General features: G+C 69.6%; 10 protein-coding genes. 8 read left to right on the top strand and 2 right to left on the bottom strand.

Going from position 1 to position 15,747, the window contains the following annotated elements:
- The first annotated feature begins 3 nt into the window (after positions 1-3).
- Genes ACE3QP_RS13020 through ACE3QP_RS13005 form a run of 4 tightly spaced genes read left to right on the top strand, consistent with a single transcriptional unit; the run spans position 4 to position 4,170 of the window.
- Positions 4-921: a carbohydrate ABC transporter permease gene (locus tag ACE3QP_RS13020; RefSeq protein WP_374436659.1), complete on the top strand. Its 918-nt coding sequence runs from the start codon at positions 4-6 to the stop codon at positions 919-921.
- Complete coding sequence (locus ACE3QP_RS13015; protein ID WP_374436657.1) at positions 918-1,742, top strand: carbohydrate ABC transporter permease; 825 nt, start codon at positions 918-920, stop codon at positions 1,740-1,742. Before ACE3QP_RS13020 ends, ACE3QP_RS13015 begins: the two co-directional genes overlap by 4 nt.
- 32 nt (positions 1,743-1,774) lie before the next feature.
- Positions 1,775-3,112: a GH1 family beta-glucosidase gene (locus ACE3QP_RS13010; protein WP_374436655.1), complete on the top strand. Its 1,338-nt coding sequence runs from the start codon at positions 1,775-1,777 to the stop codon at positions 3,110-3,112.
- Between the two features lie 2 nt (positions 3,113-3,114).
- Entirely contained in the window at positions 3,115-4,170 is a 1,056-nt protein-coding gene (locus ACE3QP_RS13005; RefSeq protein ID WP_374436653.1) for an ABC transporter ATP-binding protein, read from the top strand.
- 648 nt (positions 4,171-4,818) lie between these two features.
- Here ACE3QP_RS13005 and ACE3QP_RS13000 read toward each other — a convergent pair.
- Positions 4,819-6,951, bottom strand: a complete 2,133-nt coding sequence (locus ACE3QP_RS13000; RefSeq protein WP_374436651.1) for a glycoside hydrolase family 3 N-terminal domain-containing protein — start codon at positions 6,949-6,951, stop codon at positions 4,819-4,821.
- Entirely contained in the window at positions 6,948-7,688 is a 741-nt protein-coding gene (locus tag ACE3QP_RS12995; RefSeq protein ID WP_374436649.1) for a family 16 glycosylhydrolase, read from the bottom strand. The genes ACE3QP_RS13000 and ACE3QP_RS12995 overlap by 4 nt, the downstream gene beginning before the upstream one ends.
- A gap of 328 nt (positions 7,689-8,016) precedes the next feature.
- Between ACE3QP_RS12995 and glk the strand changes: the two genes are divergently transcribed.
- From glk to ACE3QP_RS12975, 4 genes are all read left to right on the top strand, one after another.
- Positions 8,017-8,997, top strand: coding sequence for a glucokinase (gene glk / locus ACE3QP_RS12990; RefSeq protein WP_374436647.1), 981 nt, complete (start codon positions 8,017-8,019; stop codon positions 8,995-8,997).
- A 131-nt stretch (positions 8,998-9,128) separates the two neighbouring features.
- Entirely contained in the window at positions 9,129-10,421 is a 1,293-nt protein-coding gene (locus ACE3QP_RS12985; RefSeq protein ID WP_374436645.1) for a diguanylate cyclase, read from the top strand.
- Positions 10,422-10,514: 93 nt separating this feature from the next.
- Positions 10,515-14,228 carry a DUF4132 domain-containing protein gene (locus ACE3QP_RS12980; protein ID WP_374436643.1) on the top strand — a complete coding sequence of 1,238 codons (3,714 nt, stop codon included), beginning with the start codon at positions 10,515-10,517 and terminating at the stop codon, positions 14,226-14,228.
- Positions 14,225-15,295: an AAA family ATPase gene (locus ACE3QP_RS12975; RefSeq protein ID WP_374436641.1), complete on the top strand. Its 1,071-nt coding sequence runs from the start codon at positions 14,225-14,227 to the stop codon at positions 15,293-15,295. Before ACE3QP_RS12980 ends, ACE3QP_RS12975 begins: the two co-directional genes overlap by 4 nt.
- Positions 15,296-15,747 lie beyond the last annotated feature (452 nt).

Raw genomic sequence — 15,747 nt, 5'->3', positions numbered from 1 at the left:
GCCATGACACGCTTCTTCATCACGGCGCGCAGCGCGCCCTACTGGTTCCTGGCCCCCTTCCTGCTGCTGTTCGCGGTGTTCGGCCTGTTCCCGCTGCTGTTCTCGCTGGGCCTGGCCTTTGCGCGCTGGGAACCCACCAGCGGCATGGGCGCGATGGAGTGGGTGGGCCTTGAGAACTTCGTCTTCGCGCTGCAGGACGAATGGTTCTGGAAGTCGCTCGGCAACACGCTCTGGCTGGGCCTGGCCAGCGCGCTGCCGCAGCACCTGATCGCGGTGCCGCTGGCCTGTGCGCTCAACGGCCTGCACCAGCGCGCACGCAACACCCTGGTGGGCATTTACTTCATGCCCTACATCACCTCCACGGTGGCCATCGCCATCCTGTTCAGCTCGTTGTTCTCCACCGACTACGGGCTGATCAACGCGGCACTGAAAGCGATGCGCGCCGTGCCTGGGCTGGAGTGGCTGCTGCCCGCGCAGGCGATCGACTGGCTGAACGACCCCGACCGCCTCAAGCCCGCCATCGCCACCGTGGTGTTCTGGCGCTTCGTCGGCTTCAACACCGTGCTGTACCTGGCCGCGCTGCAGACCATCCCGCGCGATCTGTACGAGGCCGCCACCATGGACGGCGCCGGGCGCTGGCAGCGTTTTGTCTACATCACCCTGCCGGGCCTGAAAGCGATGCTGCTGTTCGGCGTGACGCTCTCAGTCATCGGCAGCCTGCAGCTGTTCGAGGAGCCCTTCATCCTCACCAACGGCCGCGGCGGCAATGACCAGGCTGGCATGACGAGTGCGGTCTATCTCTACCGCCTGGCCTTTGACTTCAACGACTTCGGCGCCGCCAGCGCCATGGCCTGGCTGCTGTTCGCCCTGCTGGCCCTGGCCACCTGGGCCACGCAGAAGGCCTTTGGAGAGCGCGCATGAAGAGCGACACCATGACCCCGCGCGCCGCGCAGTTGCTGGTGGCCCTGGGCGCCGTCCTGATGGCCGCGCCCTTCTATGTGATGTTCGTGTTTGCCACGCAGTCGCGCGCCGAGATCTTTGCCGTGCCGCCGCCGCTGTGGTTCGGCGACGACCTGGCGAACAACTTCCGCATCCTTACCGAGCGCATCCCCTTCTGGCGCAACCTGGGCTGGAGTCTGTACGTGGCGCTGGCCTCCACGGCACTCACGCTGCTGTTCTGCTCGATGGCGGGCTACGCCTTCGCGATGTTTGAGTTCCGCTTCAAGCGGCCGCTGTTCGCGCTGGTGCTGGGCACCATGATCCTGCCCAGTTTCATGAGCATGATCCCGAGCTTCATGATCATGGACCTGCTGGGCTGGATCGACCAACCCCGCGCGCTCTACCTGCCCGGTGCGGCCAACGCCTTCGGCATCTTCCTGATGCGCCAGTACGTGAAGAGCGCGGTGCCCAAGGAACTGATCGAGGCCGCGCGCATGGACGGCTGCAGCGAGTTCGGCATCTACGCCCGCATCGTGCTGCCCCTGCTCAAGCCCGCCATGGGCACGCTGGGCCTGATCGCCTTCATCGGCAGCTGGAACAACTTCGTGGGCCCGCTGATCGTGATGCGCACGCCCGAGAACTTCACCCTGCCGCTGGCCCTGCGCCTGCTGCAAAACCCGGTGGACACCGAATGGGGCGCGCTGATTGCCGGCGCCGCCATTGCCACCCTGCCCCTGCTGCTGCTGTTCGCCCTGGCCTCGCGCCAACTGATTGCCGGCCTGACCGCCGGTGCCGTCAAGTAGTCCACCCCATGCTCTCCCCACAGAAGTTCCCCATGTCCGACCCCACCGCCGACCTGCGCTTCCCGGCCGATTTCGTCTGGGGCGTGTCCACCAGCGCCTTCCAGATCGAGGGCGCCGCCCAAGCCGACGGCAAGGGCGAATCCGTCTGGGACCGCTTCTGCCAGCAGCCCGGCGCGATTGCCGACGCCAGCAACGGCCTGGTGGCCTGCGAGCATTACCAGCGCTGGGCCGAGGACCTGGACCTGATCGCCAGCCTGGGCGTGAACGCCTACCGCTTCTCGGTCAGCTGGCCGCGCGTGCAGCCCACCGGCCAGGGCGAATGGAACCGCGCTGGCCTGGCCTTCTACGACCGTCTGGTGGACGGCATGCTGGCCCGTGGCCTGCAGCCGCACCTGACGCTGAACCACTGGGACCTGCCGCAGGCCCTGCAGGAGCAAGGCGGCTGGGCCAACCGGGCCACGGTGGACCGCTTCGTGGACTACGCCTTGGCCATCGAGCGCCGCCTGGGCGACCGCCTGGCCTCGCTGGTGACGCACAACGAACCCTGGGTGATGGCCGAGCTGGGCCACCACCAGGGCATCTTTGCCCCCGGTGTGAAGGACCGCGCCACCGCCATGCAGGTCTCGCACCACCTGCTGCTCAGCCACGGCCGCGCGCTCAAGGCCCTGCGTGCCCACGGGGCCAAGGCCAAGCTCGGCATCGTGCTGAACCTGGCCCCGATGCACCCGGCCACGCCTTCGCCGGCCGACCGCGCCAAGGCGCAGCTGGAAGACGGCCTGCTGGCGCGCTGGTACCTGGACCCGCTGTGCCGCGGCCGCTACCCCGCCGACGTCTGGGCCAGCCTGGGCGACGCCGTGCCGCAGATGGCCGAGGGCGACCTGGCCGAGATTCAGCAACCGCTGGACTTCCTGGGCGTCAACTACTACTCGCGCACCGTGCAATCGGCCGACGGCAGCTGGAGCAACCAGCAATCCGGCCGCGAGCTGACCGACATGGGCTGGGAGATTTACCCCGAGGGCCTGACCGAGCTGCTGCTGCGCCTGCAGCGCGACTATCCGCAACTGCCCAGCCTGTGGATCACCGAAAACGGCGGCGCCTTCCCCGACGAGCTGAAGGACGGCCGCGTGGCCGACGAGGCCCGCACCCGCTACCTGCAGCAGCACATCGCCGCCGTGCACGAAGCCATGCAGGAGGGCGTGCGCGTGGGCGCCTACATGGTCTGGAGCCTGCTGGACAACTTCGAGTGGGCCTTCGGCTACAGCAAGCGCTTCGGCATCGTGCATGTGGACTACGCCACCCAGCAGCGCACCCCCAAGGACAGCGCGCGCTGGTACCAGCAGTTCCTGCAGCAGCAGAAGAAGAAAGCCTGACCATGGCCGCCTTGAGCCTGCACGGCATCCACAAGCGCTACGGCGACACGCACATCATCAAGGGCGTGGACCTGGAGGTGCGCGACGGCGAGTTCCTCGTCTTCGTCGGCCCCTCCGGCTGCGGCAAGACGACCACCCTGCGCATGATTGCCGGGTTGGAGGACATCAGCGAGGGCGAGCTTCGCATCGACGGCCAGCGCGCCAACGAACGCCGTCCGGCCGAGCGCGGCGCGGCCATGGTGTTCCAGAGCTACGCGCTCTACCCGCACATGAGCGTGGCCGAGAACATGGGCTTCGCGCTCAAGATGGCCGGTGTGAAAAAGGCCGAGCGCGAAGCGCGCGTGCGCCAGGCCGCCGAGACCCTGCGCCTGACCGAGCTGCTGGATCGCCGCCCCGCGCAACTGAGCGGCGGCCAGCGCCAGCGCGTGGCCATCGGCCGCGCCATCGTGCGCCAGCCCAAGGTGTTCCTGTTCGACGAGCCGCTCTCGAACCTGGACGCCTCGCTGCGCGTGGACATGCGCATCGAGCTGGCGCGCCTGCACCAGCAGTTGGGCGCCACCATGATCTACGTGACGCACGACCAGACCGAGGCCATGACCCTGGGCGACCGCATCGCGGTGTTCAACGGCGGCCGCATCGAGCAGATCGGCGCGCCGCTGGAGCTGTACGAGAAGCCCGCGACCGAGTTCGTCGCCGGCTTCATCGGCGCGCCGCGCATCAACCTGGTGCCGCGGCCGGCTGCGGATGCTGCCGTTGCGCATCGGGCGCTGTGGGCGGCCTTGGGGCCGGCTGCGGAGGGCTGCATGAAGCTGGGCATTCGGCCGGAGCATCTGCGGCTGGCCTCTTCATCTGAGGAAGGCGTGGTGGCGCAGGTGGAGCTGGCCGAGCATCTGGGCGACACGACCCTGGTCTATGCCCGCGTGGCGGGGCTGGAGCAGGCCTTGATCGTGCGATTGGGCGATGAAGGGCGGGCGGTGCAGATGGGGGCTGAGGTGCGGCTTTGCGCGCGGCGGGAGGCGGTGATGGGGTTTGATGGGGTTGGGATGCGGTTGGGCTGAGTTTTTTGGCCTTCTTGGGAGCCCGCCGGGTCTCGCCCCGGCAGGCGAGTTCCTTTTGGCTTGACCCAAAAGGAACCAAAAGGTCAAGCCCCGATGCCTGCGCCCCTGGCTGCGCCAGGGGTTCCCTGCGGTGCTCGAAGAGCGGGCCCGGCGCAAAACTCACTGCGTTCGCTTCGCTCACTCCGCTCAGACAGTTGCGCCAAGTCAGAGCACGAGGCGCGCTGGCGCGCGCGGGCCCACTCTTCTGTGCTCCTCGGCTTGGCATAGGGGCAACTCCGAACAGCCAGCAGCCGAATACCGAACAGCCCGGACTGCAAGCAGCGTGTCGTTTCCCCGGCTGTTGGCTGTTGGCTGTTGGCTGTTGGCTGTTGGCTGCTAGGGCTGCTGCCCCTATGCGCTGCCGAGAAGCGCAGCTTGGCTGGGCAGCGCGCGCCAGCGCGCGATCCCCAACCGACTCGGCCCAACTGTCTGAGCGGAGTGAGCGCAGCGAACGCAGCGAGTTTTGGGCCGGCCCAGCCAAGCGAGCATCGCAGGGGACCCCTTGGCAAAGCCAAGGGGCTGCGCATCGGGGCCGTGTTCTTTGCTTACTTTCTTGCACGAGCAAGAAAGTAGGTCGTCTGCCGGGGCGAAATCCCGGCGGGCTCTCACTCAGGCCACAACAACCAGCGACAAAGCCGACAAGTCCTGATCCCGAGAAGAGCACCCCACCAGCAGACGGAACGACCCCGGCTCCACCACCCGCCGCCCCTCCGCATCCACGATCCAGAGTGAATCCACCGCCAAGTTCAGCACCACCTCACGGCGCTCACCCGCCGCAAGGCAGACCCGCTCCCAACCCTTCAACTCCCGCCGCGCCCAGGTCGCACTGGTCACCTCGTCCTCAACGTACAGCTGAACCACCTCCACCTGCTCCCGCGGCCCGGTGTTGTGCAGTTCCAGCCGCACGCTCACGGTCTCACCCACGCGAGCCTGCGCGCGATCCAGGGAAGGCGGCCCGTACTCAACCCGCCCGTAGCCCAACCCGAACCCGAATGCAAACGCCGGCTCCTGGGTCAGGTCGGCATAGCGATCGCCATGCTGACCGCGCACCGCGTTGTAGAACACCGGCTGCTGGCCCACGTGAACCGGGATGCTGATGGGCAGGCGGCCGCTGGGGTTCAGCAGGCCGAACAGGGCCTCGGCCACCGCCTGGCCGCCCAGCATGCCGGGGTTGAAGCACTCGATCAGCGCCGGCACGGCCTGCAACGCGGGCGGCAGCACCAGGGGCTTGCCGTTGATCAGCACCGCCGCCCAGGGCTTGCCCAGGGCCGCGATCCCCGCCAGCCACTCGATCTGGCCGTCCTGCAGCTCCAGCGTGGCCGTGCTCTTGAATTCACCGTTGTAGGCCACCCGGTCGCCCACCACGGCCACGATGAACTCGGCCTCCTCGGCGCTGTCGACCAAAGTCCAGCCCGCCGGCAGCAGGGCGCGCACGCCATCGCGCACCGTCACCGTGGCTTCGCGCGGGTGGCGGTCGCCGCTCGGGCCCACCATCTGGCCGCTGCCCAGGCTCCAGTCGCCCAGCTGGGCGTCGGGGTCGTCGGCATTCGGCCCGAGCACGGCGATGCGGCGCGAACGCGCCGGGTCCAGCGGCAGCAGGGGCGCGCCTTGCCAGGGTTCATTGCGCAGCAGCACCAGGCTCTCGCGCGCGGCGCGCAACGCCAGCTCGCGGTGCGCGGCACAGCCCACCTGGGTGCGGATGCGCTCCGGGTCGCTCAGGCCGGCGTCCTCGAACAGACCCATGCGGAACTTGAGCGTCAGCACGCGCCGCACCACGGCATCGATCTCGGCCTCGCTCAGCAGCCCGCGCGCCACGGCTTCTTGCGCGCCCTCGAAGAACTCCGGCGTGGCCATGATGAGGTCGTTGCCGGCGCGGATCGCCAGGGCTGCGGCCTCGGCGTAGTCGGCACAGACGCGCTGCGAGTTCACCAGATGGCCGAGGTTGTTCCAGTCGGTCACCAGGATGCCCTCGAAACCCCATTCCTCGCGCAGCACCTCGGTCAAGAGCCAGCGGTTGGCGGTGCTGGGCACGCCGTCGATGGCCTGGTAGCCGGTCATGAAGGCCATGGCGCCGCCGCGCGCGGCGCGCTCGAAGGGCGGCAGGAAGGTCGAACGCAGCTTGCGCCGGCTCAGCTCGGCCTCGCTGGCATCGCGCCCGCCCAGGGTTTCGGAGTAGCCGGCGTAGTGCTTGGCGGTGGCCAGCACGGCATCGGGGTCGTGCAGGCCCTGGCCCTGGTAACCCTCGATCATGGCCAGCGCCAGCGTGCCCAGCAGCAGCGGGTCCTCGCCAAAGGTTTCGTTGACGCGGCCCCAGCGCAGGTCGCGCGCCAGGCAGAGCACCGGGCTGAAGGTCCACTTGAGGCCCGTGGCGCGCATCTCCACCGCCGTCACCCGCGCCACCTCGCGCGCCAGCTGCGGGTTCCAGCTGCAGGCCAGCGCCAGCTGGGTGGGGAAGATGGTGGCGCCGGCCCAGAAGGAGTGGCCGTGGATACCGTCGTCGGCCAGCAGCAGCGGGATGCCCAGGCGGGTCTGCGCGGCGGCGGCCTGGGCGGCATCGGCATCGCTGCCGTTGATGTGCAGCAGGCTGCCGACGTGGAAGTCACGCACCAACTCGCGGTAGACGCGCTGGCCGTCCAGTTGCATCAGCTGGCCGACCTTTTCCGGCAGGGTCATGCGGGCCAGCAGGTCGTCCACGCGGGCCGGCAGGGGCCGGCTGGGGTCGCGGTAGGGGAGAGGGTTCATCGCTTCTGGTAGACGCGCACGTACTCGACTTCCATTTGCTGCGGGAAGGCGCTGTCATCCACCGCGCCGCCCAGGTCGCCACCGATGGCGAGGTTCAGCAGCAGGAACTGCGGCTTGTCGAAGGGCCATTGCGCGGGCCCGCTGCCGGCGTTCTCGTAACGGGCGTGCTCCACGCCGTCGATGCCGAAGCGCACGCTTTGCGGCGTCCACAGCATCTGGTAGTTGTGGAAAGCGCTGCAGACGGTGGGCAGCTGCGTGCCGCCGCCCTTGCCCTGGCCGCCAAAGCCACTGCGCGTGTGCACGGTGGAGAACACATGAGCCGGGTCGCGGCCCAGGTGCTCCATCAGGTCCAGCTCGCCGCCGTCCGGCCATTCGCCCTGGGCGCCCAGGAACCAGATGGCCGGCCAGTTGCCCTTGGCGCAGGGCAGCTTGGCGCGAATCTCGAAGAAGCCGTACGTCCACTCGGCCTTGCCGCGCGTGATCAGGCGGGCGGAGGTGTAGGCCTGGCCGCCCCAGTCCGGCTGGCTGGAAAGCGACTCGCGCCGTGCTGTGATGACGAGGCGGCCCTCGCGCACCGCGCTGTTTTCGGCGCGGGCGGCGCTGTAGTACTGCAGCTCGCGGTTGAACCAGCCTTCCTTGTTGCGGAAGGTGTCGTAGACCCAGCGGCTGGCATCGGGCAGGCCGGCCTGGTCAAACTCATCGGCCCAGACGAGCTGATGGTCGTCCGGGCGCTGCAAGGCAGGTGCCGGTGCCGGAGCGGGAGCCGGCGCAGGAACCGGGGCAGGGGCAGGGGCTGGCACAGGCGGGGCCGAGGCCGCGCCGCCCCCGCCGCCACAGGAGGCCAGCAACACGACATGGGCCAGCCAGGCGCTGGGGCGCAAGCACTTCATCCGACACTCCGTGGGTGGTGAGTGCCGCAATCTTAATGAAACCGCTTTCATTTGTTCATTCGAAAGGGTATTCACCTAATCACCTTGCGTTATGGCCGACTCAATGCGGGCTTGCATCATGCAAGCGCTTTCATGAAAATCCCGCCATCTGTCCAACACGCCTTGCCGGAGCCGCATGAACACCACCCCCTTTCCCCGCCTGCTGGGTGACATCGGCGGCACCAATGCCCGCTTCGCCTGGCTCAGCCGCCCGGGCGCCGCGCTCAGCGATGTGCGCAGCTACCGCTGTGCCGAGCACCCGACGCTGGAGGCCGCCATTCGCCAATACCTGCACGAGCAAGGGGGCGAGAACCCGGCCGCCTGCGCGCTGGGCATTGCCAACCCGGTGGATGGCGACCAGGTGCGCATGACCAACCACCACTGGGCGTTCTCCATCCGCGAACTGCGCCAGGGCCTGGGCCTGCAGCGCCTGGAAGTGCTGAACGACTTCACGGCCCTGGCCCTGGCCTTGCCCGCGCTGCCCGCGCAGGAGCTGCAGCAGCTGGGCGGCCGCAGCGTGAGCGAGGCGGAACGCATCCGCCCCCACGCGCCGCTGGCCCTGCTGGGCGCCGGCACCGGCCTGGGGGTTTCCGGCCTGCTGCCGGCGGCGGGCGGGCAGTTCCTGCCGCTGGCCGGTGAGGGCGGCCATGCCACCCTGCCCGCCTGCGACGATGAGGAAGACGCCGTGCTGCGCCTGCTGCGCCAGGAGTTCGGCCATGTGTCGGCCGAGCGGGCGCTGTCCGGACCGGGTCTCAGCAACCTGGCCTGGGCCGCCGCGCGCCTGCGCGGCGCCGTGGCCGAACGCCTGGAGCCGGCCGCCGTGATTGAAGGCGCGCGCGCCGGCGACGCCGATTGCCAGCGCGCCGTGGGCTGGTTCTGCGCCTTCCTGGGCAGCGTGGCCGGCAACTTGGCGCTGACTTTGGGCGCGCAGGGCGGGGTTTACATCGGCGGCGGCATCGCGCCGCGCCTGCTGCCCGAGCTGCGCGCCTCGCGCTTTCGCGAGCGCTTCGAGGGCAAGGGCCGCTTTGCGCCCTTCCTGGCGCCCATCCCCTGCTGGGTGATCGACAGCCCGGTTTCGCCCGCCCTGCTGGGTGCGGCGCGGGCGCTGGAGCAGTAGATGTAGCCGCCCCGGCTGGGCACCAGCCGGTTGTCGCCAGCACGTGACCGGGCGTCGGGCCACCCTGGTGGGGCCCGAGTGCGCGCGCAGCAGGCATGGAGTAAAAAGCTGCGCTCACCCTGCCGCACCCCATGTCCGACGACGCCGCCCTGCCCACCGCCCTGCTGCACGAGTTGCAGGCCCTGCGCAGCGTGCTCGACATCACCGGCGCATACATCTTCTGCAAGGACCTGCAGGGCCGTTACACCTATGTGAACCAGCCGGTGCTGGACCTGTTCGGCCGCAGCCGCGAGCAGGTGCTGGGGCATGAGGACGGCGAGTTCTTCGATCTGGAGCGCTCCAACCAGCTGCGCGAGCATGACCAGCAAGTGCTGCAGACCGGCCAGCTGCTTGAGCAAGAAGAGCTGAACTATGTGCGCGAGACCGGCGAACAGCGCATCTACTGGACGGTGAAGAAGCCCGTGCGCGATGCACAGGGCCAGATCATCGGCCTGTGCGGCATCTCCACCGACATCACCGAGCGCAAACGCATCGAGGCCGAGATGGCCGAACAGCATCAGCTGCTGCAAACCGTGTTGGCCCATGTGGATGCGCACATCTATATGAAGGACGACCAGCGGCGCTTCCGCTATGTGAACGCCAAGACGGCCGCACTGTTCGAGCGCCAGGCGGATGACGTCATCGGCCGGCGCGACATCGAGGTGCTGAAGCCCGAGGTGGCCGACGCACTCTGGGCCATGGACCGCCAGGTGTTCGAGTCCGGCCAGGCGCAGAGCGGCGAAGAGACGCTGATCGACACCCATGGCCGCACCTCGCATTACTGGACGGTCAAAGTGCCGCTCAAGACCGAGGCCGGGCATCAGGTGCTGATCGGCTTTTCTTCCGACATCACCGAGTTGATCCAACAGCGCGAGCAGTTGCGCCAGCAGTCCGTCACCGATTCGCTCACCGGCCTGGCCAACCGCCGGCACTTCGTGGCCACGGCCGAGGCCGAGCTCTCGCGCACCCAGCGCCACCAGCGCCGCATCAGCCTGGTGCTGCTGGACATCGACCAGTTCAAGGCCATCAACGACCGCCATGGCCACACCGTGGGTGACGAAGCCCTGCGCGCCCTGGCCGAGGCGCTGCGCCCGCTGGTGCGCCGCGAGGACTTGCTGGCCCGCGTGGGCGGCGAAGAATTTGCCGTGCTGCTGCCCGACACCGCCCTGGCCGACGCCGCGCTCAAAGCCGAACAGCTGCGCGCCGCCGTGCAGGCTCTGCGCGTACCCACCCCACAAGGCGCGCCCCTGCAGCTCAGCATCAGCCTGGGCGTAGCCCAAACCGGCCCGAGCTGCGAGGCTTTGACGGGGCTCTATGCCGCCGCCGACCGGCGCCTCTACCGCGCCAAGCACCTTGGGCGCAACCAGGTGTGTGCGGCTGACTGACACACAGCCCGCTTCCTGCATTTGAAGGGTTGCCGGGGAGCGCAAGCGCCGCGGCCACGCCCTACAGTCGCCGGCCTCTGAGGGGAGGACAGGATGCGACGCTTTGAACTGATCGAGGGCAGCGCCAGCAAGTTCTGGGAAGTGGCGCTGAGCGGAGCTGAGCTGAGCGTGCGCTTTGGCCGCATCGGCACCGTGGGCCAGAGCAAAACCAAGACCTTTGACGACGCTGCGGCGGCGCTGAAGGAACACGACAAGCTGGTGAAGGAGAAGACCGGCAAGGGTTATGCGGAGGTGGGGGTGGCGGCTGGGGCAAAGCTGGCGGCGGCAGCCACGCCTGCGCCAACATCACCCAAGCCCGCTCCCGCGCCTGCGCTGGTGGGCGCCCTGACTCCGGCTGCTCCCAGGGCTGAAGCGCCGCCCACCCCGCCCACCGCCGCGGCCGACATCCCGTGGCCCCAAGGCGGCTTCCTGTGGACGCCCGCGCTGCGCGAGCGCCTGCCGGTGCTGCGCAGCCTGCGCATGCCTGATGAATCGGCGCTGTGGCGTTCGCTGCAGTTGGATTGGTCGCAGGAAGCCGGCATGCAATACCGCGCCCAGCGCTTCCAGGACACGATGCAGGCGGCTGGCCGCAGCTGGACCTTCTGGACCGCCGCGCAGATGCAGGCCGCCATGCAGGCCGAGCGCCTGCAGCAGGCCGACATCGAGGCCTGGAGCGAACGCCTGGCCCAGGCCGGCCAGCACTTCGCCGCCGTGCGCAGCCCCGAGCTGCCGCGCGAGCAGACCTGGAACGCCGGCGTGGCCTGGGCCACCGAGCAGGGCCTGCAGCTGCACGGCCTGAACTTCATGCTCGAAGTGGGCTTGGACCTGCTGGCCGTGGCGGGCAAGGCCTACGAGGTCTTGCGCTGCTTCCAGTTGCTGCGCGCGCGCATCGCGCGGGCCGATGAAGCCGAGCACCAAGGCGCCATCGAGCTGCTGGAGCGCGAGGCCGGCCACACCCCATTGCAGCGCGAGATGCGCGCCTTCCTGTGCCCGCACCGCGCCGACTGGGTGGCGCAGGCCCTGGCCGACCCACCGCAGGACGGCCGCGACTGGCTGCGCGAGTGCGTGATGCCGCCGCAGGACGCGCTGGCCTACCTGCGCCGCAATTACCAGAGCTACGACAACATGGTCGGCCCGCTGCTGCTGCAGACCCATCTGCATGGCGCCGCCGCGCTGCCCTTGTTCGCCCAGGCCGTGAACCTGGCGGCCAACAAGGACGAGGCCGAGAAGCTGCTCAACCTGATGCTGCGCCTGCGCGTGCCCGAGCTGCTGCCCGCCCTGGTGGGCCTGATGGCCCGGCTGGAGGCGCGCAACGCGCTGGACAAGCTGGCCGAGGAGTTCCCCGCCGCCACCCTGCTGTGCCTGCTGCAGGCGCGCAGCGAGGAAGCCGCCGCCGCGGCGCTGCGCCTGGCCCTGCGCGCCCCGGCCGCGCTGCAGGCCGTGCGCCCGCAGCTGGCCGGCAGCGCCCAGCTGGCCGCGCTGGAAGAGCGCTTGGCGCAGACCGCCATCGCCGAGGCTGAAGCCACCCAGCTGCCCGACTGGCTGCGCCAGCCGCCCTGGCTGGACAAGCAACGGCCCGCGCCCCTGCCCACGCTGGCGCTGCAGGCGCCGGCCACGCCGGGGCGGATCAACTGGGCCCCGGGCGAGCGCGAGCGGCACATGGCCTACCAAGCGCACAGCTATGTGCTGAACCGCAAGCACAGCGACCGCGTCGACCACCTGCTCAATGCCCTGCGCGTGCTGCCCCAGGCGCGCGCCGCGCTGCGTGAGGGTGGAGCGCTCGCACCCGAGGACGTGATGCCGGTGGCGAGCCAGTACATGGGCGAATCGCCCGACCTGGCCCTGCTGCTGCCTGAAGGCCTGGGCCTGTCGGTATGGAACGGCTACCCGGGCGCGCAGTGGTACGGCTGGGAAGGCATAGAAGCCCCTGTGCGGGCCCTGCTGGCCCGCCATGGTGAAGCCGCGCTGCCCGGCCTCTTGAGCCTGGCCGCCGCCCAGCCCGAAGTGGGCCTGCGCGTGGCCCAGCACATCGACCACCCCGGCCTGGTGCCCGTGGCCCTGGCCGCACGCCGCCTCAAGAAGGCCAGGGCACTGGCGCTGGATTGGCTGCGCCGCCACCCCGACACCGCCGCCCGCGGCGCCCTCCCCTTGGCCTTCGGCGCCGACAAGACCGCGCGCGAAGACGCCGCCTTCGCGCTGCGCTGGCTGGCCCAGCAGGGCTTGGCGCCGCAGCTGCAGGCGGCCGCCACCGAACTGGGCTGCAGCGAGGCCTTGCAGGCCCTGCTGGACTTCGACCCCATGCGCGTGCTGCCCGCGCGCCTGCCCAAGCTGCCCGCCTTCTACGTGCCCGCCACCTTCCGCCGCCCGCTGCTGCGCGAGGGTGGCGCGGCCCTGCCGCTGGCGAGCATGGAGGCGGTGGGCCTGATGCTGGCGATGAGCACGCTGGACGCGCCCTACGCCGGCATCGAGCGCCTGCGTGCGCTGTGCACCCCTGCCTCGCTGGCCGGCTTTGCCTGGGACCTGTTCCTGGCCTGGCTGAGCGCCGGCGCGCCGAGCAAGGAGGCCTGGGCCTTCCAGGCCCTGGGCCTGCTGGGGGACGACGACACGGCCCAACGCCTGGCGCCGCGCATCCGCGAATGGCCGGGCGAGGCGGCGCATGCGCGGGCGGTGCTTGGGCTGGATGTGCTGGCCGCCATCGGCAGCGATGTGGCGCTGATGCACCTCAACGGCATCGCCGCCAAGGTCAAGTTCAAGGGCCTGCAGGAAAAGGCCAAGGAAAAGATTGCCGCCGTGGCCGAACTGCGTGGCTTCACGCCCGAGCAATTGGCCGACCGGCTGGTGCCCGAGCTCGGCCTCGACGACGACGGCCGCCTGCCGCTGGACTTCGGCCCGCGCCAGTTCTTCGTGCACTTCGATGAAGCGCTGAAGCCCTTTGTGAAGGACGCGCAGGGCCTGCGCCTGAAGGACCTGCCCAAACCCACAAAAAGCGACGACGCCGCGCTGGCCGAGGCCGCCACCGAGCGCTTCAAGCAGGTCAAGAAGGACGCCAAGGCCGTGGCCGCCTTGCAGCTGCTGCGCCTGGAAATGGCCATGGTGGCGCAGCGCCGCTGGCCGGTGGCCGAGTTCACGCTCTTCTTCTTGCAGCACCCACTGATGCGCCACCTGGCCGCGCGTCTGGTCTGGGGCGTGTATGGGGCCGACGGCAACTTGAGCACCGCCTTCCGCATCGCCGAAGACTGGAGCCTGGCCGACGCCGAGGACAACTTGTTCGAGCTGCCGGCGGACGCACAGATCGGCATCGCCCACCCGCTCGAGCTGCCAGCCAGCCTGACCCAGGCCTTCGGCCAGGTGTTTGCCGACTACGAGATCCTCCAACCCTTCAAGCAGCTGGGCCGCGAGACCTTTGCGCTGCCGCCCGCCGAGGCGCAGACGAGTGAGCTGAAGCGCTTTGCCGCCAAGGTGGTGGCCACCGGCAGCGTGATGGGCCTGGTGAACCGCGGCTGGGAACGCGGCCAGGCGCAGGACGCCGGCTGGATCGGCTGGTTCAGCAAAGCGCTGGGCGAGGAGTGGGAGGCCGAGCTGCAGCTCGAGCCCGGCACCTACGTGGGCGACCTGAGCACCGAACCCAAGCAGCGCTTTCCCGCGCTGACCCTGCGCCGCCGCGGCAGCTGGGGCGCCGACGGCCAGGTGGCGTTTGCGCAGCTGCACCCGGTGGCGCTGAGCGAGCTGCTGCGTGATCTGGAGCTGATGGCTCCGCTGAAGGAATGACGATGAAGGTGCAACGCCCCCCCGCCGAACAGCTCTACGCCGACGAACTGGCCGCCCTGGCCGCCAGCGACAAAGGCCCGCGCCCGCCGGGCTGGCAGCTGTCCATGCCCGCGGTGCGCCGCTTCATCCTGGGCGAGGGCGCCGCACGGCCCAAGATCGTCTGCGCGCCCAGCCTGATCGAGCGCGCCATGGTCGGCCTGGCCTCCAGCCGGGCGCTCTTGCTGGTGGGCGAGCCGGGCACCGCCAAGAGCCTGCTGTCGGAGCTGCTGGCCGCGGCCATCTGCGGGCAGAGCACGCTGACCGTGCAGGGCAGCGCCGCCACCACCGAAGACCAGATCCGCTACGGCTGGAACTACGCCCTGCTGCTGAACGAAGGCCCAAGCCAACGCGCCCTGGTGCCCTCGCCGCTGATGCGCGCCATGCGCGAGGGCCGCATCGCCCGCTTCGAGGAAATCACCCGCTGCCCGCCCGAGGTGCAGGACGCCTTGCTTTCGATCCTCTCCGAACGCCTGCTGGCCGTGCCGGAGCTGGGCGAAGCCGTGTTCGCCGCACCGGGCTTCAACCTCATCGCCACCGCCAACACGCGCGACCGCGGCGTCAACGAGATGTCCGCCGCGCTCAAGCGCCGCTTCAGCTTCGAGACGGTGTTTCCCATCGCCGACCTGGACCAGGAACTGGCCCTGGTGCAGGCCGAGGTGGCCCGCCTGCTGGCTCAGGACGGCGTGCCGCGCAGCCCCGCACCCGAGCTGCTGGAGGTGCTGGTGACGACCTTCCGTGAGCTCCGCACGGGCCTGGATGCCGAGGGCCAGGCGGGGGAACGTTTGACGTCGGTCGTCAGCACCGCGGAAGCCGTGGCAGTGGCGCATGCGGTGGCATTGCGGGGGCATTACTTGCGCGGGGATTCGGGGCAGGCGGGGGACATCGTGGAGTTGCTGGCGGGGGCGGCGGCGAAGGACAACGCGGACGATCTGAAGAAGATCCGGCGCTACATCGAGCAGCGGGCTTCGAAGCGCAAGGGGGAGGCTTGGAAGGCGTTTCATGCGGCGAGGCATTTGTTGCCGGAGTGATGGCTTCAGTGGCTGCCTTGCTCTCTTCGTTCGCTCATCGTGAAAGCCCGCCGGGATTTCGCCCCGGCAGGCGACTCACTTTCTTGCTCGTGCAAGAAAGTAAGCAAAGAACACGGCCCCGATTCCGGTGCCCGGCCTGCGGCTGGGTCCCCTGCGCTGCGCGAAACGCCGGGCCGGCCCAAAACTCGCTGCGTTCGCGTTGCTCACTCCGCTCAGACAGTTGGGCCGAGCTTGATGGGAGGGCGTGCGTGCCGCACGCCGCCCGGCGTTTCTGTGCTGCTCGGCACCTCCATAGGGGCAGCAGCCAACAGCCAAATACCGAACAGCCCGGGCTTCCACCATCGCGCCGTTTCCCGGCTGTTGGCTGTTTGGACTTTGGCTGTTCGGCTGCTGGCTGTTCGCCCTTCGTAGCTGCCGAGCAGCACAGCGGCTTGGGGCGCGCGCGCAGCGCG

This window comes from Inhella sp., assembly GCF_041912635.1.
Taxonomy (GTDB): domain Bacteria; phylum Pseudomonadota; class Gammaproteobacteria; order Burkholderiales; family Burkholderiaceae_C; genus Inhella.
This window is presented reverse-complemented; position numbering and strand designations above follow the sequence as displayed.